This is a genomic window from Butyricicoccus sp. AM32-19 (assembly GCF_003480365.1).
Lineage (GTDB): Bacteria > Bacillota > Clostridia > Oscillospirales > Butyricicoccaceae > Agathobaculum > Agathobaculum butyriciproducens.
On sequence record NZ_QUIX01000001.1, the window covers coordinates 403,588 to 429,176 of the forward strand.

The 25,589-nt window shown below is 57.4% G+C and carries 24 protein-coding genes; 19 read left to right on the forward strand and 5 right to left on the reverse strand.

Going from position 1 to position 25,589, the window contains the following annotated elements; translation table 11 throughout:
* The first annotated feature begins 11 nt into the window (after positions 1-11).
* The 3 genes from DW806_RS01895 to DW806_RS01905 all read left to right on the forward strand — a co-directional run bounded on the left by DW806_RS01895 (position 12) and on the right by DW806_RS01905 (position 2,997).
* Entirely contained in the window at positions 12-464 is a 453-nt protein-coding gene (locus DW806_RS01895; protein WP_117488921.1) for a YjbQ family protein, read from the forward strand.
* Positions 465-880: 416 nt separating this feature from the next.
* Complete coding sequence (locus DW806_RS01900; protein WP_118728925.1) at positions 881-2,035, forward strand: CobW family GTP-binding protein; 1,155 nt, start codon at positions 881-883, stop codon at positions 2,033-2,035.
* 11 nt (positions 2,036-2,046) lie between these two features.
* Positions 2,047-2,997, forward strand: a complete 951-nt coding sequence (locus DW806_RS01905) for a TIGR03943 family putative permease subunit (RefSeq protein ID WP_117488917.1) — start codon at positions 2,047-2,049, stop codon at positions 2,995-2,997.
* A 370-nt stretch (positions 2,998-3,367) separates the two neighbouring features.
* Here DW806_RS01905 and DW806_RS01910 read toward each other — a convergent pair whose 3' ends face one another.
* The 3 genes from DW806_RS01910 to DW806_RS01920 form a co-directional block, all read right to left on the reverse strand.
* The gene (locus DW806_RS01910; protein WP_117488915.1) at positions 3,368-4,780 is read right to left on the reverse strand and encodes a sodium-dependent transporter; all 1,413 of its coding nucleotides are present in this window, start codon (positions 4,778-4,780) and stop codon (positions 3,368-3,370) included.
* Positions 4,781-5,058: 278 nt separating this feature from the next.
* A complete protein-coding gene (locus DW806_RS01915; protein WP_118728926.1) occupies positions 5,059-6,705 on the reverse strand; it encodes a tryptophanase in 1,647 nt (548 codons plus the stop codon).
* Positions 6,706-6,830: 125 nt separating this feature from the next.
* A complete protein-coding gene (locus DW806_RS01920) occupies positions 6,831-7,211 on the reverse strand; it encodes a RidA family protein (protein WP_110435180.1) in 381 nt (126 codons plus the stop codon).
* A gap of 1,418 nt (positions 7,212-8,629) precedes the next feature.
* On the opposite strand from DW806_RS01920, the gene cbiD reads away from it, so the two are divergent.
* From cbiD to cobT, 8 genes are read left to right on the forward strand one after another with little or no spacing between them, the layout of a single operon-like run.
* Positions 8,630-9,766, forward strand: coding sequence for a cobalt-precorrin-5B (C(1))-methyltransferase CbiD (cbiD, locus tag DW806_RS01925; protein ID WP_118728927.1), 1,137 nt, complete (start codon positions 8,630-8,632; stop codon positions 9,764-9,766).
* On the forward strand, positions 9,763-10,455 hold the full coding sequence (gene cobI / locus DW806_RS01930; protein WP_118728928.1) for a precorrin-2 C(20)-methyltransferase: 693 nt from the start codon (positions 9,763-9,765) through the stop codon (positions 10,453-10,455). Before cbiD ends, cobI begins: the two co-directional genes overlap by 4 nt.
* Positions 10,452-11,207 carry a precorrin-4 C(11)-methyltransferase gene (cobM, locus tag DW806_RS01935; protein WP_118728929.1) on the forward strand — a complete coding sequence of 252 codons (756 nt, stop codon included), beginning with the start codon at positions 10,452-10,454 and terminating at the stop codon, positions 11,205-11,207. The genes cobI and cobM overlap by 4 nt, the downstream gene beginning before the upstream one ends.
* A complete protein-coding gene (locus tag DW806_RS01940) occupies positions 11,204-12,244 on the forward strand; it encodes a cobalt-precorrin 5A hydrolase (protein WP_118728930.1) in 1,041 nt (346 codons plus the stop codon). The genes cobM and DW806_RS01940 overlap by 4 nt, the downstream gene beginning before the upstream one ends.
* Positions 12,241-12,969 (forward strand): precorrin-3B C(17)-methyltransferase, encoded by a 729-nt coding sequence (gene cobJ / locus DW806_RS01945; protein WP_118728931.1) that lies wholly within the window; start codon positions 12,241-12,243, stop codon positions 12,967-12,969. Before DW806_RS01940 ends, cobJ begins: the two co-directional genes overlap by 4 nt.
* Entirely contained in the window at positions 12,966-14,918 is a 1,953-nt protein-coding gene (cobK, locus tag DW806_RS01950) for a precorrin-6A reductase (RefSeq protein WP_118728932.1), read from the forward strand. Before cobJ ends, cobK begins: the two co-directional genes overlap by 4 nt.
* The gene (locus tag DW806_RS01955) at positions 14,905-16,254 is read left to right on the forward strand and encodes a cobyrinate a,c-diamide synthase (protein ID WP_118728933.1); all 1,350 of its coding nucleotides are present in this window, start codon (positions 14,905-14,907) and stop codon (positions 16,252-16,254) included. The genes cobK and DW806_RS01955 overlap by 14 nt, the downstream gene beginning before the upstream one ends.
* The gene (gene cobT / locus DW806_RS01960; RefSeq protein WP_118728934.1) at positions 16,251-17,309 is read left to right on the forward strand and encodes a nicotinate-nucleotide--dimethylbenzimidazole phosphoribosyltransferase; all 1,059 of its coding nucleotides are present in this window, start codon (positions 16,251-16,253) and stop codon (positions 17,307-17,309) included. The genes DW806_RS01955 and cobT overlap by 4 nt, the downstream gene beginning before the upstream one ends.
* Before the next feature lie 143 nt (positions 17,310-17,452).
* Here the strand turns inward: cobT and DW806_RS01965 are convergent, their stop codons facing one another.
* Positions 17,453-17,893: a YcxB family protein gene (locus DW806_RS01965; RefSeq protein WP_158578261.1), complete on the reverse strand. Its 441-nt coding sequence runs from the start codon at positions 17,891-17,893 to the stop codon at positions 17,453-17,455.
* Between the two features lie 182 nt (positions 17,894-18,075).
* Here DW806_RS01965 and DW806_RS01970 point away from each other — a divergent pair, with 182 nt between their 5' ends.
* From DW806_RS01970 to DW806_RS02005, 8 genes are all read left to right on the forward strand, one after another.
* On the forward strand, positions 18,076-18,606 hold the full coding sequence (locus DW806_RS01970) for a bifunctional adenosylcobinamide kinase/adenosylcobinamide-phosphate guanylyltransferase (RefSeq protein ID WP_118728936.1): 531 nt from the start codon (positions 18,076-18,078) through the stop codon (positions 18,604-18,606).
* On the forward strand, positions 18,603-19,391 hold the full coding sequence (locus DW806_RS01975; RefSeq protein WP_158578262.1) for an adenosylcobinamide-GDP ribazoletransferase: 789 nt from the start codon (positions 18,603-18,605) through the stop codon (positions 19,389-19,391). Before DW806_RS01970 ends, DW806_RS01975 begins: the two co-directional genes overlap by 4 nt.
* Positions 19,388-19,717 carry a bifunctional adenosylcobinamide kinase/adenosylcobinamide-phosphate guanylyltransferase gene (locus tag DW806_RS01980; RefSeq protein ID WP_118728938.1) on the forward strand — a complete coding sequence of 110 codons (330 nt, stop codon included), beginning with the start codon at positions 19,388-19,390 and terminating at the stop codon, positions 19,715-19,717. The genes DW806_RS01975 and DW806_RS01980 overlap by 4 nt, the downstream gene beginning before the upstream one ends.
* Entirely contained in the window at positions 19,714-20,670 is a 957-nt protein-coding gene (gene cbiB / locus DW806_RS01985; protein WP_118728939.1) for an adenosylcobinamide-phosphate synthase CbiB, read from the forward strand. The genes DW806_RS01980 and cbiB overlap by 4 nt, the downstream gene beginning before the upstream one ends.
* Before the next feature lie 45 nt (positions 20,671-20,715).
* Positions 20,716-21,774 carry a pyridoxal phosphate-dependent aminotransferase gene (locus DW806_RS01990; RefSeq protein ID WP_158578263.1) on the forward strand — a complete coding sequence of 353 codons (1,059 nt, stop codon included), beginning with the start codon at positions 20,716-20,718 and terminating at the stop codon, positions 21,772-21,774.
* A gap of 110 nt (positions 21,775-21,884) precedes the next feature.
* Positions 21,885-23,384, forward strand: a complete 1,500-nt coding sequence (locus tag DW806_RS01995; protein WP_118728941.1) for a cobyric acid synthase — start codon at positions 21,885-21,887, stop codon at positions 23,382-23,384.
* On the forward strand, positions 23,381-23,905 hold the full coding sequence (locus DW806_RS02000) for a cob(I)yrinic acid a,c-diamide adenosyltransferase (RefSeq protein ID WP_118728942.1): 525 nt from the start codon (positions 23,381-23,383) through the stop codon (positions 23,903-23,905). The genes DW806_RS01995 and DW806_RS02000 overlap by 4 nt, the downstream gene beginning before the upstream one ends.
* Positions 23,906-23,913: 8 nt before the next feature.
* Positions 23,914-24,537, forward strand: coding sequence for a precorrin-8X methylmutase (locus tag DW806_RS02005; RefSeq protein WP_118728967.1), 624 nt, complete (start codon positions 23,914-23,916; stop codon positions 24,535-24,537).
* Positions 24,538-24,848: 311 nt separating this feature from the next.
* Here DW806_RS02005 and DW806_RS02010 read toward each other — a convergent pair whose 3' ends face one another.
* Positions 24,849-25,583, reverse strand: a complete 735-nt coding sequence (locus DW806_RS02010) for a type 1 glutamine amidotransferase (protein ID WP_118728943.1) — start codon at positions 25,581-25,583, stop codon at positions 24,849-24,851.
* Positions 25,584-25,589 lie beyond the last annotated feature (6 nt).

Genomic DNA, 25,589 nt, shown 5'->3' on the forward strand with positions numbered 1-25,589 from the left:
GAGAATCGCAAATGCCTGTTTATACCGAAACCAAAACCTACAAAACCAAGGCCCACATGGGCATGATCGACGTTACCGATGACTTCCGCGCAGCGGTGCAGAACGCCTGCCGCAAGACCGGCATGAAGTCCGGCACGATTACCGGCTTTACCACCGGCGGCGTTGCCGGTCTGACCACGCTCGAGTTTGAGCCGGGCATGGTCTACCATGACCTCAAGGCGGCGATGGACGTCTTTTCGCCCTACCGCGATGAGACCGGTGCGGTCATTCATTACCACCACCACGATACCTGGCACGATGATAACGGCTCGTCGCACATCAAGGCGGCGCTGCTCAGTCCGTTTATCGTTATCCCGTTCGTGAATGGCGAGATCACCATCGGCCCGTGGCAGAATCTGACCCTTGTGGAGTGCGATACCCGCAACCGCGTGCGGGATATTGTCTTTCAGGTGATGGGAGAATAAATCCTTTCTGATTAGGAATGGTAAAACAAAGCCCCGGTTTCGTCGCTTGACAAAACCGGGGCTTCGCGCTATAATATAGCTGACAAACGGCGGCTCTTGTAGGGAGAGCAGTCGTTCCTCAGTTCGATTTTTAGTCGAGAAGAAGCCGCTCTCTTTTAACTACCGGAGGGCGGTTATTTCTTTAGGGCAATACCGCCTTGATTATAGCATATCGTAATATGTACTGTCAATAAACCGTCCTTTTGGGCGGTTTTTGTGTTTAACTTCTCCTCACGCGCCGCGCAGCCGGAAAGATTAGCGTCCGCTAACTAAATAGCTTTTCTTTTTTCGATAAATGTGGTATAATATAAGCGTTCGAAAAATTTGAGTACGGTTCGGGAATCCCTGTGCCGTGCATAGAAATGGAGCGACAAAGCATGACTAAAATTGATATTATTTCCGGTTTTCTGGGTGCCGGCAAGACGACCCTCATCAAGCGTCTGCTGGCCGATGCGCTCAAGGGTGAGCAGGTTGTTCTGATCGAGAACGAGTTCGGTGAGATCGGCATTGACGGCGGTTTCCTCAAGGATGCCGGCATTGTTGTAAACGAGATGAACGCAGGCTGCATCTGCTGCTCGCTGGTTGGCGACTTCGGCAAGGCGCTGCACGATGTTGTGGACCAGTACCATCCGGACCGCATCCTGATTGAGCCGTCCGGCGTCGGCAAGCTGTCGGATGTTATCGCTGCGGTACAGAACGCGCACCTCGAGGTTCAGCTGAACAGCTTTGTAACCGTTGTTGACGCGCTCAAGGCCAAGATGTACCTCAAGAACTTCGGTGAGTTTTTCGAGAATCAGGTGGCGCATGCCGGTGCCATCCTGCTGTCCCGCACGGCTGAGTGCCCGGAGAAGCGCCTCGACGAGACCGTTGCCATGCTGCGCGGCCTGAATGAGCACGCCCGCATCGTCACCACCCCGTGGAAGGACCTGACCGGTGAGCAGCTGCTCTCCACCATGGAAGGCAGCCGCGACCTCGTTGCGGAGGTTCTCGAGGAAATCGCGCACGAGCCGCACCACGAGCATCATCATCACCACCATGACCACGAGCATGATGAGCACGAACATGAGCATGAGCATGACCACGAGCATGACCATGAGGAGCACGAGCATCATCACGAGCATGACGAGCACTGCACCTGCGGCTGCCACGATCACGACCATGAGCATCACCACGATCATGACCACGAGCACCATCATCACGACCACGACGGTCACTGCTGCTGCGGTCACGACCACGACCACGATGCTGACGAGGTATTCACCTCCTGGGGTAAGGAAACGACCCACAAGTACACCGAGGCAGAGCTTAACGCGGCTCTTACCGCGCTCGGCGATGTTACGCTCGGCACCGTACTGCGTGCAAAGGGCATCGTTCCGTGTGCAGACGGCGGCGAGTGGCTGCACTTTGACTACGTTCCGGGCGCACCCGAAATCCGCCGCGGCGCTGCCGATTACACCGGCCGTCTGTGCGTCATCGGCTCCGAGCTGGATGAGGAGCGCATCGCTGCTCTGTTCGGCGTAAACGAAAAGTGAGGTAACCAGATATGGCTAACGAACCCATTCCGGTATACGTCTTTACCGGCTTTCTGGAGAGCGGCAAGACCAAGTTCATTCAGGACATTCTCGCGGACCCGAACTTTACCGAGAACGAGCGCACGGTGCTGCTGCTGTGCGAAGAAGGCATCGAGGAATACGACGAGAAGTGGCTGCTGCACTACGGCACCGCGCTTGTGCCGATCGAGTCCGAGGACCGTCTGACGCCGAATATCCTCAAGCGCGTGGAGCAGAAATACCAGCCGGACCGCATTCTTGTTGAGTACAACGGCATGTGGAAGCTGGAAAAGCTGATGCAGGCATTTCCTGCCCGTTGGGAGCTGTACCAGATCGTCACCACGGTCGATGCGACCACGTTTGAGCTGTATTCCAACAACATCGGCCCGATGATGTTTGAGCATATCACCACTGCGGATCTGGTTGTGTTCAACCGCTGCACGGATGAGCTGAAGGATATGCTGTACAAGAAGAACATCAAGGCGATGAATCCGCGTGCGGCAATCTATCTGGATGACGTGAACGGCAATTCCGAGGACTACGCCCGCAATATGCCGCTGCCGTTTGATGTGGATGCGGATATCATCGACATCGGGCCGGAGGACTACGGCCTGTGGTACATTGACGCCACCGGCGACCCGATGAAGTATGACGGCAAGACCGTCCGCTTTCTTGCCCAGGCATACGTCGGCAAGGATGTGCCCGCCGGCAGCTTCGTGCCCGGCCGCTTCGGCATGGTCTGCTGCGCGGATGACGTTACCTTCCTCGGCTTCCTCTGCCGCTATCCCGACCGCGATCAGCTGCATAACCGCGACTGGGTCAAGGTAACGGCGTCCATCACCGTCGAGGAGCTGCCGCAGTACCGCGGTCCCGGTCCGGTGCTGCATGCCATCACGGTAGAACCCGCCGAAAAGGCGAAGGAAGATATCGTTTACTTTAACTGAATCTTCTCCATACAACGTAAAAAGAGACGAGCCTGCCTGGCTCGTCTCTTTTCTGTATAAAAGCGCACTGACCGCTCGATTAGGCCTCGAACGGTCAGTGACTTAGTTCACTAACTTGTTATAGGGTCTGACTGCCTGAACAGCATCCCTTGGGGATGGTATACCCGAGCACCCCCGGTTTTGTCAAGTGCGGCAAAGCCGGGGTTTTGCTTTGCATGCAGCGATTACTGCCTGCTGATTGCTGATTTCTAATTAGAAAAGTGTGTCCCCCGTCACACAGCAGTGACGGGGGACAGAGACAAAAGGGGGGATACAGACGATTCATAAACTCCATGAACGTCTTTTGAAAGATCGGTGACGGCTTGAGGGATTAGCCGATGCCACCGTACATAACGCCGAGGATCAGTGCAAGAACTGCACAGATAACGTATACCCACTTGCCGAGCGGGAAGAACCAGCCGCCGATCGGCTTCTTAGCGCCTTCGTTAACAGCAGCAATTGCCTTTTCCTTGCCCAGTACCCAGAAGAACATAACGCCGGCCAGAGCAGCGCCGAGCGGGCAGATGTAAATGGAAACAACGTCCATCCACTGAGAGGTCCACGGCTGGATTGCGATGGAAACGACCAGACCGATTACACCGATGGTGCCAACGGCTGCTGCACGCTTAAACTTGAACTGCTCCTGCAGGAAAGCGATCGGTGCTTCGTACAGGTTTACGATGGAGGATACGCCTGCGAACAGTACGCAGATGTAGAAGATCGCGCCGATGATACGGCCGGCAGGCATTGCGTTGAATACGTTTACGAGGTAAACGAACATCAGGCCGGGGCCGCCGGATACGTCGCGGATGCCTTCGCCCAGAACAACTGCCATTGCCGGAATGATAACGACTGCTGCCAGCAGAGCTGCAAGGGTATCAAATACTGCTACGTTGCGTGCGGAGGACGGGATATCCTCGCTCTTGGACAGGTAGGAACCGTAGATTACAGAACCGTTGCCTGCAACAGACAGGGAGAAGAACGCCTGACCGAATGCAAATACCCACAGGTCGGGCTTGAGCAGACCAGCCGGATTCAGGGTCAGAATGTACTTATAGCCTTCGGATGCGCCGGGCAGCGTGCCGATGTAGATTGCCAGTACGAGGAACAGACCGAACAGAACCGGCATCATGACCTTGTTGGCCTTCTCAATGCCGCCTGCAACGCCCATTACCATGATGGCAAGGGAAACTACCAGTGCAACGATCTGCCATACGCCGTTGCCGATGCCGAAGAAGCCAGCCGACGCCATTGCCTTGAGGGCTTCGGGAAGCGTTTCTGCCTCCGGTGCGGTCATGCCGAAGGTGCCGCCGATTGCGCCCATGTCCGTGCCGAGATTGAACAGGCTGCCGGAGAGGGACATGAAGGTGTACTTGAAGATCCAGCCGAGAACGACCGTGTAGCCGATTGCCAGCATCAATGCACCGATGATCGGGATCGCGCCGATCGCCTTACCGGATTTATCACTGCCGGTGCGCTCCTTGGTACACATACCGAACGCACCAACCGGACCTGCGGCTGCACGACGGCCGAGAGCGAACTCCTCGATAACGCCGGTACTGCCGATCAAAATTACAAAGATGAAATAGGGAAGCAGGAAGGTCATGCCGCCGTACTTCTGCACCATGATCGGGAAACGCCAGATGTTGCCCATACCAACCGCAGAACCGATACATGCCAGAATGAATCCCCACTTACTCTGGAAACCATCTCTCTGTTCTAAGTTTTTAGGCTCTTTACTCATTATCTTACACCCCTTTAATGTGTAAATGGATAGAAAAAAGGCGTTCTCTTTGCCGCAGAAACTGTTTAGTTTTCTGGCAAAAAGAACGCCTTTGTTCTTTGCTTTCCTGTGCACTTTCCACGCGGCACAGGTTACGCCCTGATTATCAAGTTATAAAAAGGTCAGGAGAAATTCCTGTTATGCAATGCCGCGGCGCCTTTGCTGCGGCATTGGCGGAAATACCGCACAATTTATACAATTATGCGGTATCGCCTTTGACGAAAGGATGGAACAGGGGATTATTTCTCTTCGTTAGCGTACGGCTCCAGGAATGCGTGGAAGTGACGCATCGGCAGATTGTGACCCCAAACAATACGCATGTTCGGAATGTTCTCACGATCCTCGTACAGAGCCTTAACAGCTGCGATTACATAGTCCAGATGCTCCTTGGTCAGACGGCTGCGGTCGATTGCGAAGCGAACTACGTTACATACTTCAGCCTGCTGCTCCGGGGTCTTCAGGTCATACTCCATGGAGTAGTCGCCCAGCTCGGATACACGGATGCCGTAGCGGCGGATCAGCTCAAGGCTGAAGCCCTCACCAGCGAAGGTGTCGTGGCCGCGCTTGCCGTCGAAGAACTCATCCATGTTGATGTATACAGCGTGGCCGCCTGCCGGCAGTACAACGCCCTTAACGCCAGCGTCGTAGAAGCCTTCTGCCAGGTAGTTACACTGAGCAACACGCTCGTTCATGTAGTTAAAGTCGCAGGACTCGTACAGGCCAACTGCCAGAGCCATGATATCACGGCCGGACATGCCGCCGTAGGAATCGTTGCCGTAGCAGGAGATCTGCTTAACCTTCAGCAGAACGCCAACGTCGGTCTTAACGGTGCCGTCTTCGTTGAAGTCGGAGAAGTTCTTCCAGAACAGGCCCTTATCGCGGAATGCCAGCATACCGCCCATGTTAGCGTGGCCGTCCTTCTTAGCGGACATGGTGAATGCGTCGCAGTAAGAGAACATCTCGGTAGCGATCTCAGCGATGGACTTGTCAGCGTAGCCTTCCTCATTCATCTTGATGAAGTAAGCGTTCTCAGCCCAACGAGCGGTATCGAATACCAGCGGGATGTTGTACTTATGCGCAACGCGGTTGATTTCCTTCAGGTTGCCCATGGAAACGGCCTGGCCGCAAACCGGGTTGTTGGTGATGCAGGTGAAGATCAGCGGAACGTTCTCCGGACCTACGCTCTGAATCAGCTGCTCCAGCTTCTCGATATCCATGTTGCCCTTGAACGGGTTCTTCTCGTAACGGCCGCCTTCCGGTACTTCCCACAGCAGGGTCTTGTTGTACAGGTTACGCGGAATGGAACCCATCTGCTTGATGTTGCCTTCGGTGGTGTCGAAGTGACCATTCGACGGAATGGTGAACTTCTTGCCCGGGTGACGCTTAGCAAGGATGTTGCGAACGATTTCCATCAGAACGGACTCAGCTGCACGGCCCTGCTGGATGATAAATGCGTTCGGGCGCTCCATCTGAGCTGCGCCGCCATTGAACAGGCCGCCTTCGTACTCGCACAGATAAACTTCGTCCATCATCTTCTCAACGTCGCGGCAATCGGTGCGAACGAGGTCGATGATCTTCTTCCAGTTCTTCTCGCCGCCGCGCTCGAAGATGTCGCGGAAGGTGTCGAGCAGAACGTAATAACCGGTGTTGCGGCCGTAAGCCTCGTCGCCGAGGAACAGGCTTGCCCACTGATGATTGGTCATTGCAGTGGTACCGGAGTCGGACAGCATATCAACGGTCAGCATGCCGGACGGGAATGCGAACTCGTTGTAATGAGTAGCCTGAAGAGCGCGCTCACGCTGCTCAACGGTTACTTCCGGAAGATCACGGACTGCGTAAGTGAAATGATGGGGTGCGGGTACGTTCAGCGGATACTGCTTGCTCATAATAAATTACCTCCAGTTGTGTGTTTTGGAGGTACCCCGGTTGTCAAAGCCGGTTTTCCGGTTCCGGCTTTGCTTAGCGGACAGCACCTTTCTTTTTTGCTGTTTTCTTTTCTTTTTGGTTTGCCTTACGGCAGGAGAGCGGTTACCTCAATCTCGACGAGAGCGTCCTTGGGAAGTCTTGCAACCTCCACAGCGGAGCGTGCCGGGTAGCTGCCTTCACCGAAGAAGGTGGCGTAAACCTCGTTCATCGCGCCGAAATTGTTCATGTCGCTCAGGAAGACGGTAGTCTTGATCACCTGATCCATACCGGTTCCTGCCTCAGCAAGGATTGCCTTTACATTGGTGAGCGACTGCTTGGTCTGTGCTGCGATCCCTTCCGGAAAAGCACCGGTTGCGGGATCGATCGGAAGCTGACCCGAAGTAAATACGATACCGTTTGCTGCAATTGCCTGTGCATACGGGCCGATGGCTGCGGGTGCGTGTTCCGAACAGATAACCTTTTTCATTTCCTGCTCAGCCTCCTTTCGTCCTTTCGTGAGATAAATTTATCACTTTTAAAATTCTTTGTCAAGATGTATTTGTGCAATTTGGATGAATGAATAAAAAAATCTCGCGTATTTATCAATATTATCAACAACTATTGTGAAAAATGATAATTTTGAACAGACTTTTTGTACAAAAATACTGCGTAAAATATTTACTTTTTTCACCTCGCACTTAGAAAAGTTTATTATTTTACAGAACATGGCAATTAAAGTGCGAATTTATAAAAAATTTTTGTTATCCTACTAAAACAATGCGATGAAGAATTCATGAAGAATCGCAGGGAGCGCGGCACTGCCGCGGAAAGTGATAAAAATTCCGACACCGGTCAACCGGGGGACTTGAACCGCCTGCGCGGTTCATTCTTTCCGGGCGGCAGCCTTTTTCAGCACCGGCTGAGCGGGGCACACGAACTGCGTTAGCGGGTTCGCCCTTTCTGGGCGGCAGCCTGTTTCTCTGCACCGGCTGACCGGGGCGCACGAACTGCCGCAGGCGTGTTCGCCCCTAACGGGCGGGGAGGTTTTCGCTGAACCTCAGCGGGGAGTGCGCCTACCCGGCGGGGGCACAAGAGGGTAGACACCTACGGTTTCCACCCTCTTATGAATCTCCCCTTTCCCTTGGAGGGTCTGGCGCAGATTGCCGACATGTGACCGCTGCGAAATAAGGGGAACGGCAGAGGATTTTTTCTTCCGTGTCTTTCGCAACCTGTTCGCAGTGTCAGATACCGTTCTGCTACACAGGTCGGCTACTTCCAGCAGGCGCGACATAACAGTGTCGCGCGATTCTTTAGCACGTTATTATAGACAGCACCTGCGAGGATAAATTGTACCGAACGCCTAATTCGTAGGTGCTGTCCGCAAACTCCAGACTAACGAATTGCGCGGCACTGCTATGCCGCGCCTGCGTAGAGTAAACCACCTGTGTAGCAGTACGCTGTCTGTGAACCGCGAAAAAGCGGAGAAAGTCACGCAAGAGTAACCCGACTGCCGCGTCCTTTTCCTGCTTACGCAGTCTACCGTCTGCACCCAAGCTATCCCAACAAGGGAAACGGGTGTTCAAAGAGGGTAGAAACCGTAGGTGTCTACCCTTTTTGCCCCCGCGGCGGGTGCCGCACGTTCCCGCCGTCCGCAGACGGCGAATCCCCCCGCTGAGGTTCAGCGAAAAACTCTCCGCCCGGATAGGGCGAACCCGCTGACGCAGTTCGTGTGCCCCAGTCAGCCGGTGCTGAAAAACCTGCCGCCCGTTAGGGGCGAACCGCCTGCGCGGTTCAAGTGCGCCCGGAAAACCGGTGCAGAGAAAAGACATCCCGCGTTTGCACTTCAAATAAAAGCCTGCGTATGCTATAATAAATTGAATTACATTTCACAGGGAGGTGCACCGCATGCCGGACGAAAAACTCACCGCCTACCGCGGCGGCAAGGCGCTTCGCCGCGGCTGGACAACCGGCTCGTGCGCGGCGGCGGCCTCGCAGGCGGCGGCTGTGCTGCTGCTGACCGGAATCGCGCCGCCGGAGATTCACCTGCACACACCGGGCGGCATCACCTTCTGCCTGCCGGTCGAGGACGCACATATGAGCGGAAACGCGGCTGTCTGCACCGTCCGCAAGGATTCGGGCGACGACCCGGACATCACAAACGGGGTCCGCATCACGGCTTCCGTGCGCCGAATCGAAAAGGGCGTTACCATAGAGGGCGGCGCCGGCGTCGGACGAATTACCCGTCCGGGACTGGCGATGCCGGTCGGAGAAGCGGCGATCAATCCCGGTCCGCGGCAGCAGATTGCGGACGCGGTGCACCGGGCTGCAGAACAGAACGGATACGGCGGCGGCTTTTCCGTTACCATTTCGGTGGAGGACGGCGAGGCACTTGCCGCCCAGACCTACAATGGCCACCTCGGCATCGTCGGCGGCATCTCGATTCTCGGCACGAGCGGCATCGTTGAGCCGATGAGCGAAAAGGCGCTTGTGGACACCATCCGATTGGAGCTGGACAGCCTGTACGCGCAGGGACAGCGCATTGCGTTCCTGTGCCCGGGCAACTACGGTGCGGATTTCGCGCGGGACACGCTCGGCCTTGACCTCGAACACGCGGTCAAGTGCTCCAACTTCATCGGTGAGGCGTTCGACCATGCGGCTTACCGCGGCTATCCCGAGATCCTGCTGGTCGGGCACGCCGGAAAGCTGGTCAAGATGGCTGCAGGCGTGATGAACACGCATTCATCGGTCGCAGACGCGCGGCAGGAGATTTTCACCGCGCATGCGGCACTGTGCGGCGCACCGCGCGAGACACTCGAAGGACTGATGGCCGCCATCTCGGTGGACGCGTGCGTGGAGCTGCTGGACGAGGTAAATCTGCGCCGGTCCGTCCTGTCGCGCATCGGCAGGGAAATGGAAACCCGTATCGCCCTGCGCATGAAGGGGCAGGCACGCGTGGAATTCATCATGTTTACCGGAAAATACGGCGTGCTGGCCGAGTCGGCGGGCGCGCGCGCACTCTGTGAGAGGTTGAAACTGCAATGAAGGGTATTTTATATGGAGTCGGCGTCGGTCCGGGTGATCCGGAGCTGCTGACCGCCAAGGCGATCCGGCTGCTGCGCGAGTGCGATGCCATCGCCGCACCGAAGTCCGCCGACGGCAGACAGACCGCACTGGATATTGCTTCGCCGCACATCGGGCAGGACAAGACGATCCTGCTGTTCGATATGCCGATGACGTACGACAAGCAGGTGCGGAACGCCAGCCACGACGCGGCGGCAGACGCGCTCTGTGCGCTGCTCGACGAGGGCAAAACCGTGGTGTTTCTCACACTCGGTGACCCGACGGTGTATTCTACCTACTGGTATGTACACAGGCGCGTGGCCGCTCGCGGCTATGCTGCCGAGCTGGTGCCCGGCGTGCCGTCCTTCTGTGCCGCAGCTGCCGCCATGGGCCGCGCCCTGTGCGAGGACGGGGAAATGCTGCACGTCATTCCGGTCACGCACGGCAGGGCAGAGGAGGGACTTTCTCTCTCCGGCAGCAGGGTGCTGATGAAGACCGGAAAGAGTGTATTGGAGGTCCGCGAACTGCTCCGGCAGCGCGGCGAACTCGGCAGCGCGGTGCTGATCGAACGCGTCGGCATGGACGGTCAGCGGCTGATCGAAGATTTAGATGCGCTGGAACAGCCGAGCGGCTATTTCTCTATTATATTGGTAAAGGAGCAAAGCGAATGATCTACTTTGTGGGTGCAGGCTCAGGGGCGCCCGATCTGATCACGGTACGCGGCGCACGTCTGCTGAGCGAGGCAGATGTGATTGTTTACGCCGGTTCGCTGGTCAATCCGGCACTTCTGGAGTACAAAAAGGACGGATGCGAGGTGTACAACAGCGCGAAGATGACGCTCGAGGAGGTCATCGCCGTGATGGCGCCTGCCGCGAAGGCGGGCAAAACGGTCGTGCGTCTGCACACCGGCGACCCATGCGTTTACGGTGCGCATAGAGAGCAGATGGACGAGCTGGACAGGCTCGGTCTGGCGTATGAGGTCTGCCCGGGCGTGTCCTCGTTCTGCGGCGCGGCAGCGGCACTCAAAGCCGAGTACACACTGCCGAATGTCAGCCAGTCGGTCATCCTGACGCGCATGGAGGGCCGCACGCCCGTGCCCGAAAAGGAGCAGATCGAGGCGTTCGCGGCACACGGAGCCACCATGGTCATCTTCCTGTCGGCGGGTCAGCTGGCGCGCCTGTCCGAGCGGCTGATCGCGGGCGGATATGCGCCGGATACGCCTGCGGCTATCGTGTACAAGGCCACCTGGCCGGACGAAAAGGTCGTGCGGACAACGGTCGGTGAACTCGCCGCGGCCGGTGCGCGGGAGGGCATCACCAAGACCGCGCTCATCACGGTGGGCGGGTTCCTCGGCACCGAGTACGAGCGCTCCAAGCTGTACGACCCGACTTTTACGACTGAATTTCGTGAGGCAAGCCGATGAAGCACGCAAAATTTGTATCCTTTACCCTGTGCGGCGCACAGACTGTGCAAAAGGCGGTAAAACTCCTGCCGGATTTCCGGTGTGAGCGGTACGCGAGGACGGCGGATGCGTCGCTCTCGGGCACGAGCCTGAAACGCTTTGCACAGCAGGCAATGGTCGATTGTGACCTGATCGTGTTCGTGGGCGCGACCGGAATCGCGGTACGCGCAGTGGCGCCGTATTTGATGGGAAAAGCCTATGATCCGGCGGTGATCGTCATTGACGAGCAGGGAAAGTTCGTGATTCCGCTCCTGTCCGGACATCTGGGCGGTGCCAACAAGATTGCAGAAATACTTGCGCAAGGTCTGCAGGCTGTGCCGGTGCTCACCACCGCGACAGATGGACGGCAGGTGTTCGCCGTGGACACTTGGGCAAAAGCACACAGCTGTGCAGTTCTGGAGCCGGAACATATTAAATATGTATCCGGTGCGCTGCTCAGGGGGGAAACCGTGGGCGTTCGTTCGGATTTTCCGGTAGACGGGCTGCTGCCCGCCCATATTGACCTAAAAAAAGACGCGGAAAGCGGGTTCACGATTGGATTCCGCACAGACGCACAGCCGTTTGCACACACGCTGCATCTCGTGCCGCGGATTGCGTATCTCGGCATTGGCTGCCGCAAGGGCACGAGCGCGGATGCCATCGAGCAGACGGTTCAGGCGGCACTTGCATCGAAAAAACTGCCCTGGCAGGCGATTTGCGGCGCGGCGAGCATTGATATCAAGCAGAATGAGCCGGGTTTGCTGCTGTTTTGCGAAAAGCACGGACTGCCGTTCCGCACCTTTACGGCCGAGCAGCTGCAGGACGCACAAGGCGAATTCAGCCGGTCGGCGTTCGTGCAGCAGACCGTCGGCGTCGATAATGTGTGCGAACGCGCAGCTGTGTGCGCAGCACAGAACGGCACACTTATCTTGCACAAATTCGCGCAGAACGGCGTGACGGCGGCTGTCGCCGTGCCGGACTGGCGCGTGACGTTTGAAGAACGGGAGGTTGAAGCATGAAGCTGTATTGCATCGGCATTGGGCCGGGCGGCGAGGAGCAGATGACGCTGCGCGCGGTGCGTGCTCTGGAAAAATGTGACTGTGTGGCAGGCTACGGTCTGTACCTCGATTTGATCGAGAACCTCATTTCGGACAAGGAGCGCATCGAATCCGGCATGACACGCGAGGTTTTGCGCTGCAAAGCGGCGGTCGAGGCGGCAAAACAGGGCAAAACGGTCGCGGTCGTGTCCTCGGGAGACGCCGGTGTGTACGGCATGGCCGGCCTGCTGCTCGAGCTTTGCGAGCACGAGCCGAACCTCGAGGTCGAGGTTATTCCGGGCATCACGGCGGCCTGCTCGGGCGGCGCCGTGCTCGGCTCGCCGCTGACGTGTGACTTTGCGTGCATCAGCCTGTCCGACCTGCTCACGCCGTGGGACAAGATCGAGCAGCGTCTGCGCGGCGCAGCGGCTGGCGATTTCTGCATCGTGCTGTACAATCCGTCAAGTAAAAAGCGCACCGACCATCTGCGCCGAGCCTGCGATATTCTGCTGGAGACCGTGCCGCCGGAAACCGTCTGCGGTCTGGTGCGCAGCATTGGCAGAGAAGGCGAAAGCTGCACGCTTACAACGCTCGGTGAGCTGCGTGATACACAGGTCGATATGCTGACCACTGTGTTTGTCGGCAACAGCCGCACGCGCGTGATGGACGGCCGCATGGTCACGCCGAGGGGGTATCGCGGCGTATGAAGCTGATGATTTTCTCCGGTACGACAGAAGGACACGATTTGTGCCGGTTTTTGTCGAAAAATAGCGTGCAGGCAGATGTTTTCGTTGCCACAGAGTATGGTGCGGCGGTGATGGAGCCGATGGCGGGAATCACGGTTCACGAGGGCCGCTTGGATGAGCGGGAGATGGAAAAACGATTGACCTCGGATACGCTGCTCATCGACGCAACGCATCCGTATGCAGCGGCTGTGACCGACAATCTGCGGGCGGCCTGTGCGAAATCGGGCGCACGCTACGAGCGGCTGCTGCGGCCTGCCCTGCCTTATCAGAACTGCGAAATCGTGCTGAACACAGCCGCTGCAGTGGACTGGCTGAACGCGCACGAGGGCAAGGTCCTGCTCACCACAGGCAGTAAAGAACTGGAAGCGTACACGGCGGTGCAGGACTTCCAAACGCGCCTGTTCCCGCGCGTGCTGCCGACCGCGTCGGTGCTCGGAAAGTGCGCCGCACTCGGCTTCCCGGGCGCGCATATCATCGCCATGCAGGGCCCGTTTTCGCAGGCGATGAACGCGGCGCTGCTGCGCGAGACCGGCGCAAAAATCCTCGTGACCAAGGACACCGGTGTGTCCGGCGGCTTTGCGGAGAAGGTCGCGGCAGCCGAGGAGGTCGGCGCAAAGGTACTGGTCATTGCGCGTCCGCGTGTGGAAAACGGCAAAAATCAGGTGGAAATGCAGGCATTTCTCGCGGATTTGCTCGGCTTACAGCCGGAAAAAATGCAGCGCATATTCACCATCATCGGGGCGGGCATGGGCACGGCGGACACGCTGACCGGCGAAGCGGTTCGCGCGTTGGAAACGGCGGAGGCGGTGTTCGCGACAAAACGGCTGGCGGCACTGTCGCCCAAGGCGGAGGTCTGCGCGTTCTCAGAGCTGGCTGAGCGTGCAATTTCCGGTAATGCCCGGCACACGGCGCTGTTGGTTTCCGGCGACGTAGGATTCTTCAGCGCGGCCGGAAAGCTGCGCGAGCGGCTCCTGCCGTACGGCGGGGTAACACTTGTGCCGGGATTGTCAAGCATGCAGTATATGTGCGCGAAATGCGGCATTTCCTACGAAAATCTGTGTTTTAAGAGTCTGCACGGTCGCACAGGAAATATTCTCGGCGCCGTAAGTTACCATACGGCAACATTTGCGCTGACCGGCGGTGGAAACAACGCGCAGGCGGTTTGCAGCAGCCTTATGGACGCGGGATTGGGCGCGCTGCCCGTTCATCTCGGGGAAAATCTCGGCGCGGAAAATGAGCGGATTGTGCACGGCACAGCCGCAGAGATCGCGCAGCTTTCGTGCCCGGATTTAGCGGTTCTGCTGATCGAAAACCCGCGTGCGGCGAACAAAAACGAACCGATTCGAGATGAAATGCTCACGCGCGGAAAGGTGCCGATGACAAAGGAAGAGGTTCGGTGGGTGTCGGTGAACCGCCTGACTGTCCGACCGACCGACACGGTCTGGGACGTGGGTGCGGGCACCGGCGCGGTCACGCTCGAGCTGGCGCGCAAGGCCAGCGACGGCACGGTTTACGCCATCGAGCGAAAGCCGGAAGCGGTCGCGCTCTTGCACGAAAACCGCATAAAACTCGGCGGATACAATGTAAAAATCGTTGAAGGATTTGCGCCGGAGGCACTGGAGAACCTTCCGGCACCGGACTGCGTGTTCGTCGGCGGGAGCGGCGGCAGAATGCGGGAGATTCTGGCACTTGCCAGGGAGAAAAATCCGGAAGTCCGCGTGGTCGTGAACGCGATTGCGCTCGAGACCTTGTTTGCGGCGCAGACGGCCTTGAAAGAATTGGGGTTTTCTGACATCGAGGTCACACAGCTGGCAGCCACGCGCGGCAAGTCGGTCGGCGCATACACCATGCTGACTGCGAACAATCCGGTGTTTATTCTGTCCGGGAGGGCCGCAAATGACACAAAATAATGCACCAAGACTGCTGCTTGCGGGCACCGGCAGCGGCTGCGGCAAGACGACGGTCACGACCGCGATTCTGCGGGCGCTGCAGCGCCGCGGCGTAACACTCAACGCGTTCAAGTGCGGTCCGGACTACATCGACCCGATGTTCCACACGGCGGTTTTGGGCGTTCCGAGCCGCAATTTAGACCTGTTTTTCGAGGACGAGGCCGGTATTCGCGGTCAGCTTGCGCGGCATATCCAGCCGGACGGTCTTGGCGTGATCGAGGGCGTCATGGGTTTTTACGACGGCGTTTCCGGTACGACGGATACGGCTTCGGCGGCGCATCTGGCCCGCGCAACCGGCACGCCTGCGGTGCTGATCGTGCGGCCTAAGGGTCAGTCGCTGTCGCTTGCGGCACAGATTCACGGGTTCCGCACATTTGCGGAAAATACGCTTGCAGGAGTGATTTTAAACGGCGTTTCCGCAGGAATGTACTCGTTTTACAAACAAATCGCAGAGAAAGCGGGGCTGCCTGTGCTCGGCTTTTTGCCGCCGGTTCCGGAGGCCGAAATACCTGACCGCCACCTCGGTCTGGTGACGGCGGACGAGCTGTCCGACCTGCGTGAAAAAATTGATCGGCTCGCGGATGCGGCAGAGGAGGGAATTGACCTCCACGCATTGTGTGCATTATCACAGACGGCGAAACCGCTGACCGATACGCACATGCCGCTCGCTCGTGCGACCGATTTTCCGGTGCGGATCGCGGTAGCGAAGGACCGCGCATTCTGCTTCTATTATGAGGATAACTTCGATGTGCTGCGCGAGCTGGGGGCAGAGCTTGTGCCGTTTTCGCCGCTCACAGACGAGCGGCTACCGGAGAATATCGATGGACTGTATCTCGGCGGCGGCTATCCGGAATTATATGAAAAACGGCTTTCAGAGAATGAAATCATGCGGAATTCTATCAAAAAAGGGATTCAAAACGGTTTACCGACGGTTGCAGAATGCGGCGGATTTCTTTATCTGATGCAGTCGCTCGACGGCGCGGAAATGGCAGGTGTGCTGCCGACTTCGGCGCACATGACGCGCAGGCTGCAGCCGTTCGGTTATGTCACGCTCACGGCAAACAGTGATAACCTGCTGTGCGAAGCCGGTGGACAATTTCCTGTGCACGAGTTTCATTATGCACAGGCTGTGGATAATGGCACAGATTTTCATGCGGTCAAGCCAAACGGGCGCGCGTGGGACTGCGGCTTTGCATCGGATACGCTCTATGCAGGATTTCCGCATTTGTATTTCCGCGCGAAAACTGAAATTGCAGCGAATTTTGTCCGAAAATGTGCAGAAAGGAGCGAAAAATGACACTCGAACAGACTATTTCTGCCATCCGGCCGCTGGATGAGAAAAGCATGACGGCGGCGCGAAACCGTTTTGCAAATATTGCCATGCCGCTCGGCGGTCTGGGTCTTCTGCAGGACGCGATTGTGCAGCTTGCGGGTATTCTCGGTCAGCCGGTGCCGGATATTTCCAGACGCGCGGCGGTTGTTTTCTGCGCGGACAACGGCGTGGTCGCCGAGGGCGTGACGCAGTGCGGGCAGGAGGTGACAGCAACGGTCGCGGAAAATATGGGCCGCGGCGAGTCCACCGTGTGTCTAATGGCAAAATCGCTCGGAATGGACGTATTTCCGGTCGATATTGGTGTTGCACAGCCGATAAAGAGCGAAAAAGTGCTGCAATTTTCCGTTCGGCGCGGAACTGCAAACTTTGCGCATGAGCCTGCCATGACGCGGAAAGAGGCGCTCGAAGCGGTCGAAATCGGTATTAAAATGGCAGAAATGTGTGCCGAAAAGGGATATTCGCTGCTCATTGGCGGCGAAATGGGTATCGGAAACACGACTACGAGTGCGGCAGTCACGGCGGCGCTCACCGGCGCGGAGCCTGCGGCGGTCACAGGACGCGGCGCGGGTCTGTCAACGGCCGGTCTGGAGCGGAAAATCGCGGTGATCGAGGCGGCGTTGGCGCTTCATAAACCCGACCCGAATGACTCGATCGACGTGCTGCATAAGGTTGGCGGTTTGGATATCGCGGGTCTGTGCGGTCTGTATTTGGGTGCGGCGGCACAGCGCATTCCGGTCGTGCTGGACGGCGTGATTTCGTGTGCGGCGGCGCTTCTCGCGGTGCGATTGTGCCCGCAGTCTGTGCATTTTATGGTCGCAGCGCACAGATCGGACGAACCGGCGAGCATTTTGCTGCTCGATGCACTCGGTAAGCGGCCGTTCCTGACGGCGGGCATGCATCTCGGGGAGGGGACAGGCGCAGCGGCAGGCGTGGCACTTTTGGATCTGGCACTGGCGCCATATCGGGAAATGGTGAGCTTCGCGGACATTGGAATGGAGGCATATCAGCCGCAAAAGTAGTTGTTTGTCTGACAGATAGCACAAATTTTTATATAAATATTGTGTGTAACGCCGATAAATGCGATCTGCCCGCATTCTTTACAGGAATACTGCGTGCAGCAAAAAGCACCGAGCGTTAACTCGGTGCTTTACGGTTCAAATTCTTAGCATTTCAGAGCTTCATCCGCGATATTTGCGGTGATTTTGTTGTAGAACTCCTGCTTCTGCGCATCGTTTTCAAACGCTGAGAACGGCACGATGACCGCGGAGAATTCATCAACAAAAATATAATAATGCTTGTCATCGGTTGCGGTGCGCTGAACGGCCGAATACTGGTAAACGGTATCTTCGTTCTCGCCGGACAGCTCGAATTCGCTTTCACGCAGCGTGAGCGTTTTCGGTCCGCAAAGCTGCTTGTTCTTTGCGTTCTTGAGGATTTTCTCGATATTTTTGATCATTTTATGACGCATATAGCGCGGTGTGCCCCAGAAGCAGACGGCAGCGAGCGCAACGTAAACCGCGATGGAAACCGGCGTGAGCGTATGCAGCCAGTACATGAGCGCACTGCCGCCGAGAATGACAATAGCCGCGGTGGCGATTCTCATGGTGCGAATGCTGCGTTGAACAATCGCATTATTGTTGTAATAATTCAAATTAAAATCAATAAAATCCTGTTTGGTGATATCGTAATGCAGCTCCATTTTTCCTTACCTCAACTTACTCGGATAAAGTTATTGTATCGAAAATCAGAGCGGATTGCAAGTCTAATTAAGAAAGGGGAGCGAAAATGCTGATTTTAGTGACCGGCGGAGCGGCTTCGGGCAAGTCGGCGCACGCGGAACGGCTGGTGTGTGAAAAAGCACAGAGCCGATTATATCTGGCGACCATGCAGCCGTTCGGCAAGTCCGCAGAGGCGCGGATTGCGCGGCATCGGGCGCTTCGTGCGGGAAAAGGGTTCGCTACGGTGGAGAGAACACTTGATTTAGCGAATCTCAAGCTCTCTCAGCAATACGACGGAATTTTGCTCGAGGATTTGGGCAATCTGCTGGCAAACGAGCTGTTTGCGCCGGAAGGCGCAGGCGCAGGATCGGCGTTCGACAGCATTGTTGCAGGCGTGGATAATCTGCAAAAATACTGTGAAACGCTGGTTATCGTTTCCAACGAAATCTTCGCGGACGGCGTGCCGTACCCGCCGGAGACCATGCAGTATATCCGGATTTTAGGAGAACTGCACCAGAAATTAACTGGGAAAGCAGACGCGGTATATGAATCGGTATGCGGGATTTTGCTGCCGGTAAAGGAGGGAAAACAGCCGTGAAAAGTGTAATCAGCGGACTTTTAGTCGCGTTCTCAATGTACTCTGCGATACCTGTTCCACAGGTGAACTGGGAAAAACAGACCATGCGCTGGGCGCTGGGCTTCCTGCCGCTCATCGGTGTGCTGATCGGCGGTTTGGAGTGGATTTGGTTCGCGTTTTGTATGCATTTCGGCGCGGCGGGCTTGTTTTATGCTGTGATCGCGGCGATTATCCCGCTGGCAGTATCGGGCGGCATCCACCTCGACGGTCTGTGCGACACTTCCGATGCGCTGTGCTCGTTCGGCGATCGCGAAAAGCGTCTCGCCATCCTCAAAGACCCGCACGTCGGCGCGTTCGGGCCGCTGTGGCTGATGGCGTTCCTGTTGGCGGAGGTCGGCTGCTTCGCGCAGATCTACGACCGGCCTGTGCTTTTGCCGCTGGCGTGCACAGGATTCGCTTTTGCACGGACGATGGGTGGCCGCAAGGTAGTTGCATCACCGTGTGCAAAAGACAGCGGACTTGCACATATCTTTGCGGAAAACAGCGATAAACGCGCGGTATCGCGCATGTTAGTTGCTGAATTTGTTCTGTTTGCGGTACTTCTCGGATTGTGGATATACCGCGTGCCGCACGCGCTTGCTGCGGCGAAAGTGCTCGTTATTGTGCTCGTTGTGTGGTATGCTGTGCATGAGCACATAAGCCGTCGTGTGTTCGGCGGTGTCACCGGAGACCTGGCGGGATTCTGCATCTCGCTGTCGGAACTGATCACGCTTGCGGCAGCAGCGATTGGAGGGCTGATTTTATGACCGTGCTCATCATTGGCGGCGCATATCAGGGGAAACGAAAAGTTGCCGAAAACCTGTATGCAGACCTGCCGAGGATTGAAAATCTGCACGAAATCGTGCGGAAAATGCTGAAGGAAGACAAAGACCCGCTGTCGCTCGCAGATACGCTGTGCGGACACGTTATCACCTGCGATGAGATCGGCTGCGGCATCGTTCCCATCGACCGTGCGGACGAAAACTGGCGTGAAGCGGTTGGTCGTCTGTGCTGTGCTTTGGCACAGAAAGCGGACGCAGTCGTGCGCGTGATCGCAGGCGTGCCGCAATTTATCAAAGGAGAACAACCATGACGATAACCTTTGCCGTACTGCTCGGCTTCGCGCTCGACTGGCTGCTCGGAGACCCGAAAAAATTGCCGCATCCGGTATGTGCGGTGGGAAAACTCATCTCAGGAACCGAAAAAGTTCTGCGCCGCATCTTTCCCGCAACACCTGCGTCACTGACATTCGCCGGAATTTTACTCTGGATCATCACCTGCGGCGTGAGCTTTGCCGTGCCGTTTTTCCTTTTGCGCTGGCTGTATCATGTGAACTTCTGGCTCGGTTTTGCCGCTGAAACGCTGCTCTGCTGGATGATTTTCGCACGAAAAAGCCTTGCGGACGCCGGTTATCATGTCTACGGCGCGGTCAAGCAGTCGCTCGAGGAGGGGCGCAAGGCCATCGCGTGGTACGTCGGCCGCGACACCGCAGAGCTGTCCGAGGAGGGCGTTATCAAGGCCGCTGTCGAGACCGTGGCTGAAAACCTGACGGACGGTGTGGTCTCGCCGCTCGTGTTCATGCTCATCGGTGGAGCGCCGCTCGGCATGCTGTACAAGGCGGTCAACACGCTGGATTCCATGGTCGGCTATCATAACGATAAATACGAGTATTTCGGCAAGTTTTCGGCAAAAATGGACGATTTATTCAACTTTATTCCTGCCAGACTGTCCGCACTGTGCATGATCGCCGGTGCCGGAATGCTGCATCTCGATAACCGAAATGCGCTGCGGATTTACCGCCGAGACCGCAATAAGCACAAAAGTCCGAACGCCGGTCAGACCGAGTCCGCGTGCGCGGGCGCACTGCACATCCAGCTCGGCGGCGATGCCAGCTACTTCGGCAAAGTCGTTAAAAAGGCCGCCTTCGGTGATCCGATCCGCCGCGTAGACCGCACGGATATTCTCGCAACGGTCGATCTGATGACGGCGGCAAGCGTGTTTGCACTGGTGCTGTGCTGTGCAATCCGCCTGATCGTAAAAAGTTAGGACGCTGTGCGAGAGAGAAAATTCGTATTTGAAAGGGTGACAACATTGCCAACCTATGTCCACGGCGGCGATATCCAAACCTACATCGACCGCCACGGCTTCGCGCCGCTCGACCTGTCCGCGAACATCAATCCGTTCGGCATACCGGACGCAGTACGCGCGGCCATGCACAGGGCTGTGGATAACTGCACGCAGTATCCCGACCCGTTTTGCCGCGCCGCGCGGCAGGCGATTGGTGCGAGAGAAGGCGTCAATCCGGATTTTCTGTACTGCGGCAACGGTGCGGCGGATGTGCTTGACCGTCTTGCGGCGGTGCTGAAACCGCGCAAGGTGCTGCTCACCGCACCGACCTTCGCGGAGTACGAGCGCACGCTCTCAGGTGCGGAGATTCGGGTGCATAATCTGCGGGAAACGGACGGTTTTGCGCTCACAGAACGTATTTTAGACGAGATTTCACCGGATTTGGATGCGGTTTATCTCTGCAATCCGAACAATCCGACCGGGCGAACCGCCCAACCGGAGCTCCTGCGGGAAATCGTCCGAAAATGTACAGAAAACGGCGTAAAACCGGTTATGGATGAGTGTTTCAATGACTTTCTGGAGAACGCCGCGCAGCACACACTGAAAGACCTGCTGGAATCCGATCCCGGCCTGATCATCCTGCGCGCGTACACGAAAATGTACGCCGTGCCCGGTGTGCGCTTCGGCTGGTGCATGACGGCGGATGCGGCGCTGATTGAGAAATTATACCATGCCGGACAGCCGTGGAACGTGTCGGTCATCGCGCAGGCGTGCGCCGTCGCGGCGGCAAACGAGCCGGACTGGGCCGCTGAAACCGCCAAACGCATTGCCGAGGAACGCAGGTTTTTATCCAACGGACTTGCCGCCTGCGGACTGACCGTCTTTCCGGGCGAGGCCAACTTCCTGCTGTTCCGCTCCAACGATACCGGATTGCACAAGAAACTCGCTGAACACGGCATAATGATACGAAACTGCGATAATTATCGCGGACTTTCGGCGGGATACTATCGCGTTGCCGTAAAAACGAGAGAAGCAAGCAAGTGCTTGCTAAACGCAATCAAATTGATAATTGAAAATGGATAATGGAGAACGAAGGTACGCACTTTGCGCGGATTTGACAGCGCCGCGGGCGCAAGGGCAGTGACATTTTCCATTCTCCATTTTCGATTTTCCATTATGCGGGAGGTTTGCAAATGGCAAAAATTATCATGATACAGGGAACGTGCTCGAATGCAGGCAAAAGCCTTCTCTGCGCGGCTCTGTGCCGGATTTTCCGGCAGGATGGCTACCGCGTTGCGCCGTTCAAGTCACAGAACATGGCGCTCAATTCGTTCATCACGGCGGACGGCAGGGAGATGGGCCGCGCGCAGGTCGTGCAGGCCGAGGCGGCAGGCATCGCGCCCGATGTGCGTATGAACCCGATTTTGCTCAAGCCGACAAGCGATGTTGGCTCGCAGGTCATCATCATGGGCGAGGCGCAGGGAAACCGCACCGCGCGCGAATATTGGGGGCACAAAAAGGCGCTTTTGCCCATTATCAAGGACGCATTTGACAGCCTTGCCGCCGAGAATGACATTATCGTGATCGAGGGGGCGGGCAGTCCGGCGGAGATCAATCTCAAGCAGGATGATATTGTCAATATGGGTCTGGCGAAGCTGGTGAATGCGCCCGTTCTGCTGGTCGGCGACATCGACCGCGGCGGCGTGTTCGCGTCGCTGTACGGTACGGTCAAGCTGCTCGAGGAGGACGAGCAGGCGCGCATTCACGGTCTCATCATTAACAAATTCCGCGGTGACGTGGAGATTCTGCGGCCGGGTCTGACGCAGCTCGAGGATTTGACCGGCAAGCCGGTCATCGGCGTGGTGCCGTACGGTCATTTTGACATCGACGATGAGGACAGCCTGTCCGAGCGTCTGGACGCAAAGGCTGCTCCCGCACTGGTGAACATTGCGGTGGTAAAGCTGCCGAGACTGTCCAATTTCACGGATTTTTCCGCACTTTCGCGTGTATCCGGCGTGAGCGTCGCGTACGCGGACAAACCGGCACAGCTTGCCGGAGCCGACCTGATTATCCTGCCGGGCACCAAGTCCACGCTGGCAGACCTGCGCTGGCTGCGCGAGAGCGGCATGGAGGCGCAGATTCTCAAGGCGCACGCGGCAGGCACACCGGTTTTCGGTATCTGCGGCGGCTACCAGATGATGGGACGCACGGTCTCCGACCCGGACAACACCGAGGGCGGCGGCAGTCTGCGCGGCATGAAGCTGCTGCCGATCGACACGGTGTTCCGCCCGAGCAAGACCACGACGCAGACGCGCGGCACGCTGCTAGAGATTGACGGCGTGCTGTCCGATCTGAGCGGTCTGGCGGTCGAGGGCTACGAGATTCACATGGGCGAAACCGTGCGCGACGCGAGTGCAAAGCCGCTCGTTCGATTGCTTCGCAGGGAAGGCGAAATCGAGGACGGCTGTCAGACAGAAAACGCCTTCGGCACTTATCTGCACGGCGTGTTCGATGCGCCGGAGGCGGCGCTGCGGACGGCGCAGGCACTGGCGCAAAAGAAGGGCGTGACGCTCACCGGTGAAGCGCTCGACACACACGCCTACAAGGAGCAGCAGTACGACAAACTGGCGGATTCGGTGCGAAAATCGCTCGATATGGAACGAATTTATCGTATAATGGAGGGAAAAGCATGACGGGACTCATTCATATTTACTGCGGCGACGGCAAGGGCAAGACTACGGCGTCGGTTGGTCTGGCGGTGCGCTGCGCGGGACGCGGAAACAAGGTCGTGTTCGCGCAGTTTCTCAAGGATGGGACTTCGGGGGAGTGCCGTGTGCTGGCGAAATTGCCCGAAGTGACCGTTATGGCGGCAAATCCGGTCGGCAAGTTCTCCTTCCGCATGACGGATGCGGAGAAGCGGGAGACAGCGGACGCGCTCACCCGCACCTTCGATGCGGCAACCGGCTTTGCCGTGCGGGAGCACGCGCGGCTGCTCGTGCTGGATGAGGTCTGCGCGGCAATCTCGTGCGGCTTTCTGGATGAGAAAACGGTCGTAAAATTCCTTGAGACCAAGCCGGAAACGCTCGAGGTCGTACTGACTGGACGGGGTCCGTCCGAAGTGCTGCAGGCACACGCGGACTACATTACAGAAATGAAAATGCAGCGGCACCCGTTTGAGAAGGGCATCGCTGCGCGGGAGGGAATCGAATTTTGAACGGATACATGAAGCCGCAGGACATTGAAAAGCGGTCGTTTGAAATCATCACCGCCGAGCTGGGTGAGCGCACGTTTCCGGCAGGCATCGCCGAGGTGGTCAAGCGCGTCATTCACACCACGGCGGATTTTGACTACGCGGACAGCCTCGCGTTTTCGCCGGACGTGATAGGCAGGGCAAAAGCTGCGCTTGCGGCAGGGGCGACGGTGGTTACCGATACCAATATGGCGCTCTCCGGGGTGAGCAAGGCGACGCTGGCAAAGCTCGGCGGAAAGGCGGTCTGCCTGATGGCGGACGAGCAGGTGGCGAGCGAGGCCAAGGCTCGCGGTGTCACGCGGGCGGTCGTTTCGATGGAGCACGCCGCCAAATTGGAAGGCCCGCTCATCTTCGCCATCGGCAATGCGCCGACTGCGCTTATCCGTCTGCATGAGTTGATTGAGGAAGGCATTGTCGCGCCTGCGCTCGTCATCGGCGTGCCGGTCGGATTTGTCAACGTGGTCGAGGCGAAGGAGCTGTTCATCGGCGGGGACACGCCGTATATCATCGCGCGGGGCCGCAAGGGCGGCTCGAATGTAGCCGCGTCCATTGTCAATGCGCTGCTCTATCAGATGGTACATCGAGAAGGATTTTAAGCAGGAATTAGGAATTGCGTAATGGGTTGGCTGACCGGCGGCGGTTTTTCTCTGCACTCGCTTTCCGGTGCACATGAACCGCGCAGCGGTACGCTCTTTCCGGGCGGAGAGTATTGCCGCAGGCGCACAAAAAGGAGGAAACCAACGGTTTCCTCCTTTTTGTGAATCTTCCTCTTTGTCCCCGCGGCGGACGCCGCAATGTCCTCGCCCGGAAATTGCAAACCGCTCACGCGGTTCGGGCACCCCGCAAAGCCGGTGCAGGAAATCTCCGTCACCGCGTCAATTACGAATTACTCATTCCAAATTCCTAATTACTTGCTCAATCGCTGCTCCATATAATTGTGCGCGTTCAGCTCGAGAGTATCGTTGAGCGGCACGAGCGGCTCGGTCTTGCCGTAGCGGCGGTCGAGCGCGGTCTGCAGGATAAAGTCGCACAGCACGGGATTCTTCGGCAGCAGCGAGCCGTGCGAGTAGGTGGCGAACACGTTGTTGTAGCGTGCGCCCTCGGTCTGGTCCTCGCCGTTGTTGCCGTAGCCCTTTATCATCATGCCGAGCGGCGCGACATCCTCACCGAGATAGGTTTTGCCCGAGTGATTCTCAAAGCCGACCACGATGGAGCCGCTGCTCTCGGGCGTTGTGCGGTACATGTAGTTGCCGATCATGCGCTCTTTCGCGCCGATGGTGTGCACGTTGATCGCGCCGATGAAGTCGAGCTGCACGCCGTCCCACGTTTTGTAATACTGGCCGAGCATCTGGTAGCCGCCGCAGATGGCGAGGAACACCTTCTCCTCCTCAACAGCGGTGCGGATGTCCTTGCCCTTGCCGGAGGCGAGGTCGCGCAGCAGCACCTCCTGCTCGAAGTCCTGTCCGCCGCCGATGAAGAAAATGTCGTACTTATTCACATCGAGCGGCTGACCGATTGAGCACTCGTCCACATTGACGCTGATGCCGCGGCTCTCCAGACGGCGCTTCATCGTGATAATGTTGCCCCGGTCACCGTACAGATTGAGAATGTCGGGGTAAAGATGGCAGATATTCAGTTCCATTGCAGT

Bases quoted from the DNA above. Each gene is read 5' to 3' on its own strand.
- DW806_RS01895 (WP_117488921.1), top strand. From the start codon at position 12: ATGCCTGTTTATACCGAAACCAAAACCTACAAAACCAAGGCCCACATG.
- DW806_RS01900 (WP_118728925.1), top strand. From the start codon at position 881: ATGACTAAAATTGATATTATTTCCGGTTTTCTGGGTGCCGGCAAGACG.
- DW806_RS01905 (WP_117488917.1), top strand. From the start codon at position 2,047: ATGGCTAACGAACCCATTCCGGTATACGTCTTTACCGGCTTTCTGGAG.
- DW806_RS01910 (WP_117488915.1), bottom strand. From the start codon at position 4,780: ATGAGTAAAGAGCCTAAAAACTTAGAACAGAGAGATGGTTTCCAGAGT.
- DW806_RS01915 (WP_118728926.1), bottom strand. From the start codon at position 6,705: ATGAGCAAGCAGTATCCGCTGAACGTACCCGCACCCCATCATTTCACT.
- DW806_RS01920 (WP_110435180.1), bottom strand. From the start codon at position 7,211: ATGAAAAAGGTTATCTGTTCGGAACACGCACCCGCAGCCATCGGCCCG.
- cbiD (WP_118728927.1), top strand. From the start codon at position 8,630: ATGCCGGACGAAAAACTCACCGCCTACCGCGGCGGCAAGGCGCTTCGC.
- cobI (WP_118728928.1), top strand. From the start codon at position 9,763: ATGAAGGGTATTTTATATGGAGTCGGCGTCGGTCCGGGTGATCCGGAG.
- cobM (WP_118728929.1), top strand. From the start codon at position 10,452: ATGATCTACTTTGTGGGTGCAGGCTCAGGGGCGCCCGATCTGATCACG.
- DW806_RS01940 (WP_118728930.1), top strand. From the start codon at position 11,204: ATGAAGCACGCAAAATTTGTATCCTTTACCCTGTGCGGCGCACAGACT.
- cobJ (WP_118728931.1), top strand. From the start codon at position 12,241: ATGAAGCTGTATTGCATCGGCATTGGGCCGGGCGGCGAGGAGCAGATG.
- cobK (WP_118728932.1), top strand. From the start codon at position 12,966: ATGAAGCTGATGATTTTCTCCGGTACGACAGAAGGACACGATTTGTGC.
- DW806_RS01955 (WP_118728933.1), top strand. From the start codon at position 14,905: ATGACACAAAATAATGCACCAAGACTGCTGCTTGCGGGCACCGGCAGC.
- cobT (WP_118728934.1), top strand. From the start codon at position 16,251: ATGACACTCGAACAGACTATTTCTGCCATCCGGCCGCTGGATGAGAAA.
- DW806_RS01965 (WP_158578261.1), bottom strand. From the start codon at position 17,893: ATGAGAATCGCCACCGCGGCTATTGTCATTCTCGGCGGCAGTGCGCTC.
- DW806_RS01970 (WP_118728936.1), top strand. From the start codon at position 18,076: ATGCTGATTTTAGTGACCGGCGGAGCGGCTTCGGGCAAGTCGGCGCAC.
- DW806_RS01980 (WP_118728938.1), top strand. From the start codon at position 19,388: ATGACCGTGCTCATCATTGGCGGCGCATATCAGGGGAAACGAAAAGTT.
- cbiB (WP_118728939.1), top strand. From the start codon at position 19,714: ATGACGATAACCTTTGCCGTACTGCTCGGCTTCGCGCTCGACTGGCTG.
- DW806_RS01995 (WP_118728941.1), top strand. From the start codon at position 21,885: ATGGCAAAAATTATCATGATACAGGGAACGTGCTCGAATGCAGGCAAA.
- DW806_RS02000 (WP_118728942.1), top strand. From the start codon at position 23,381: ATGACGGGACTCATTCATATTTACTGCGGCGACGGCAAGGGCAAGACT.
- DW806_RS02005 (WP_118728967.1), top strand. From the start codon at position 23,914: ATGAAGCCGCAGGACATTGAAAAGCGGTCGTTTGAAATCATCACCGCC.
- DW806_RS02010 (WP_118728943.1), bottom strand. From the start codon at position 25,583: ATGGAACTGAATATCTGCCATCTTTACCCCGACATTCTCAATCTGTAC.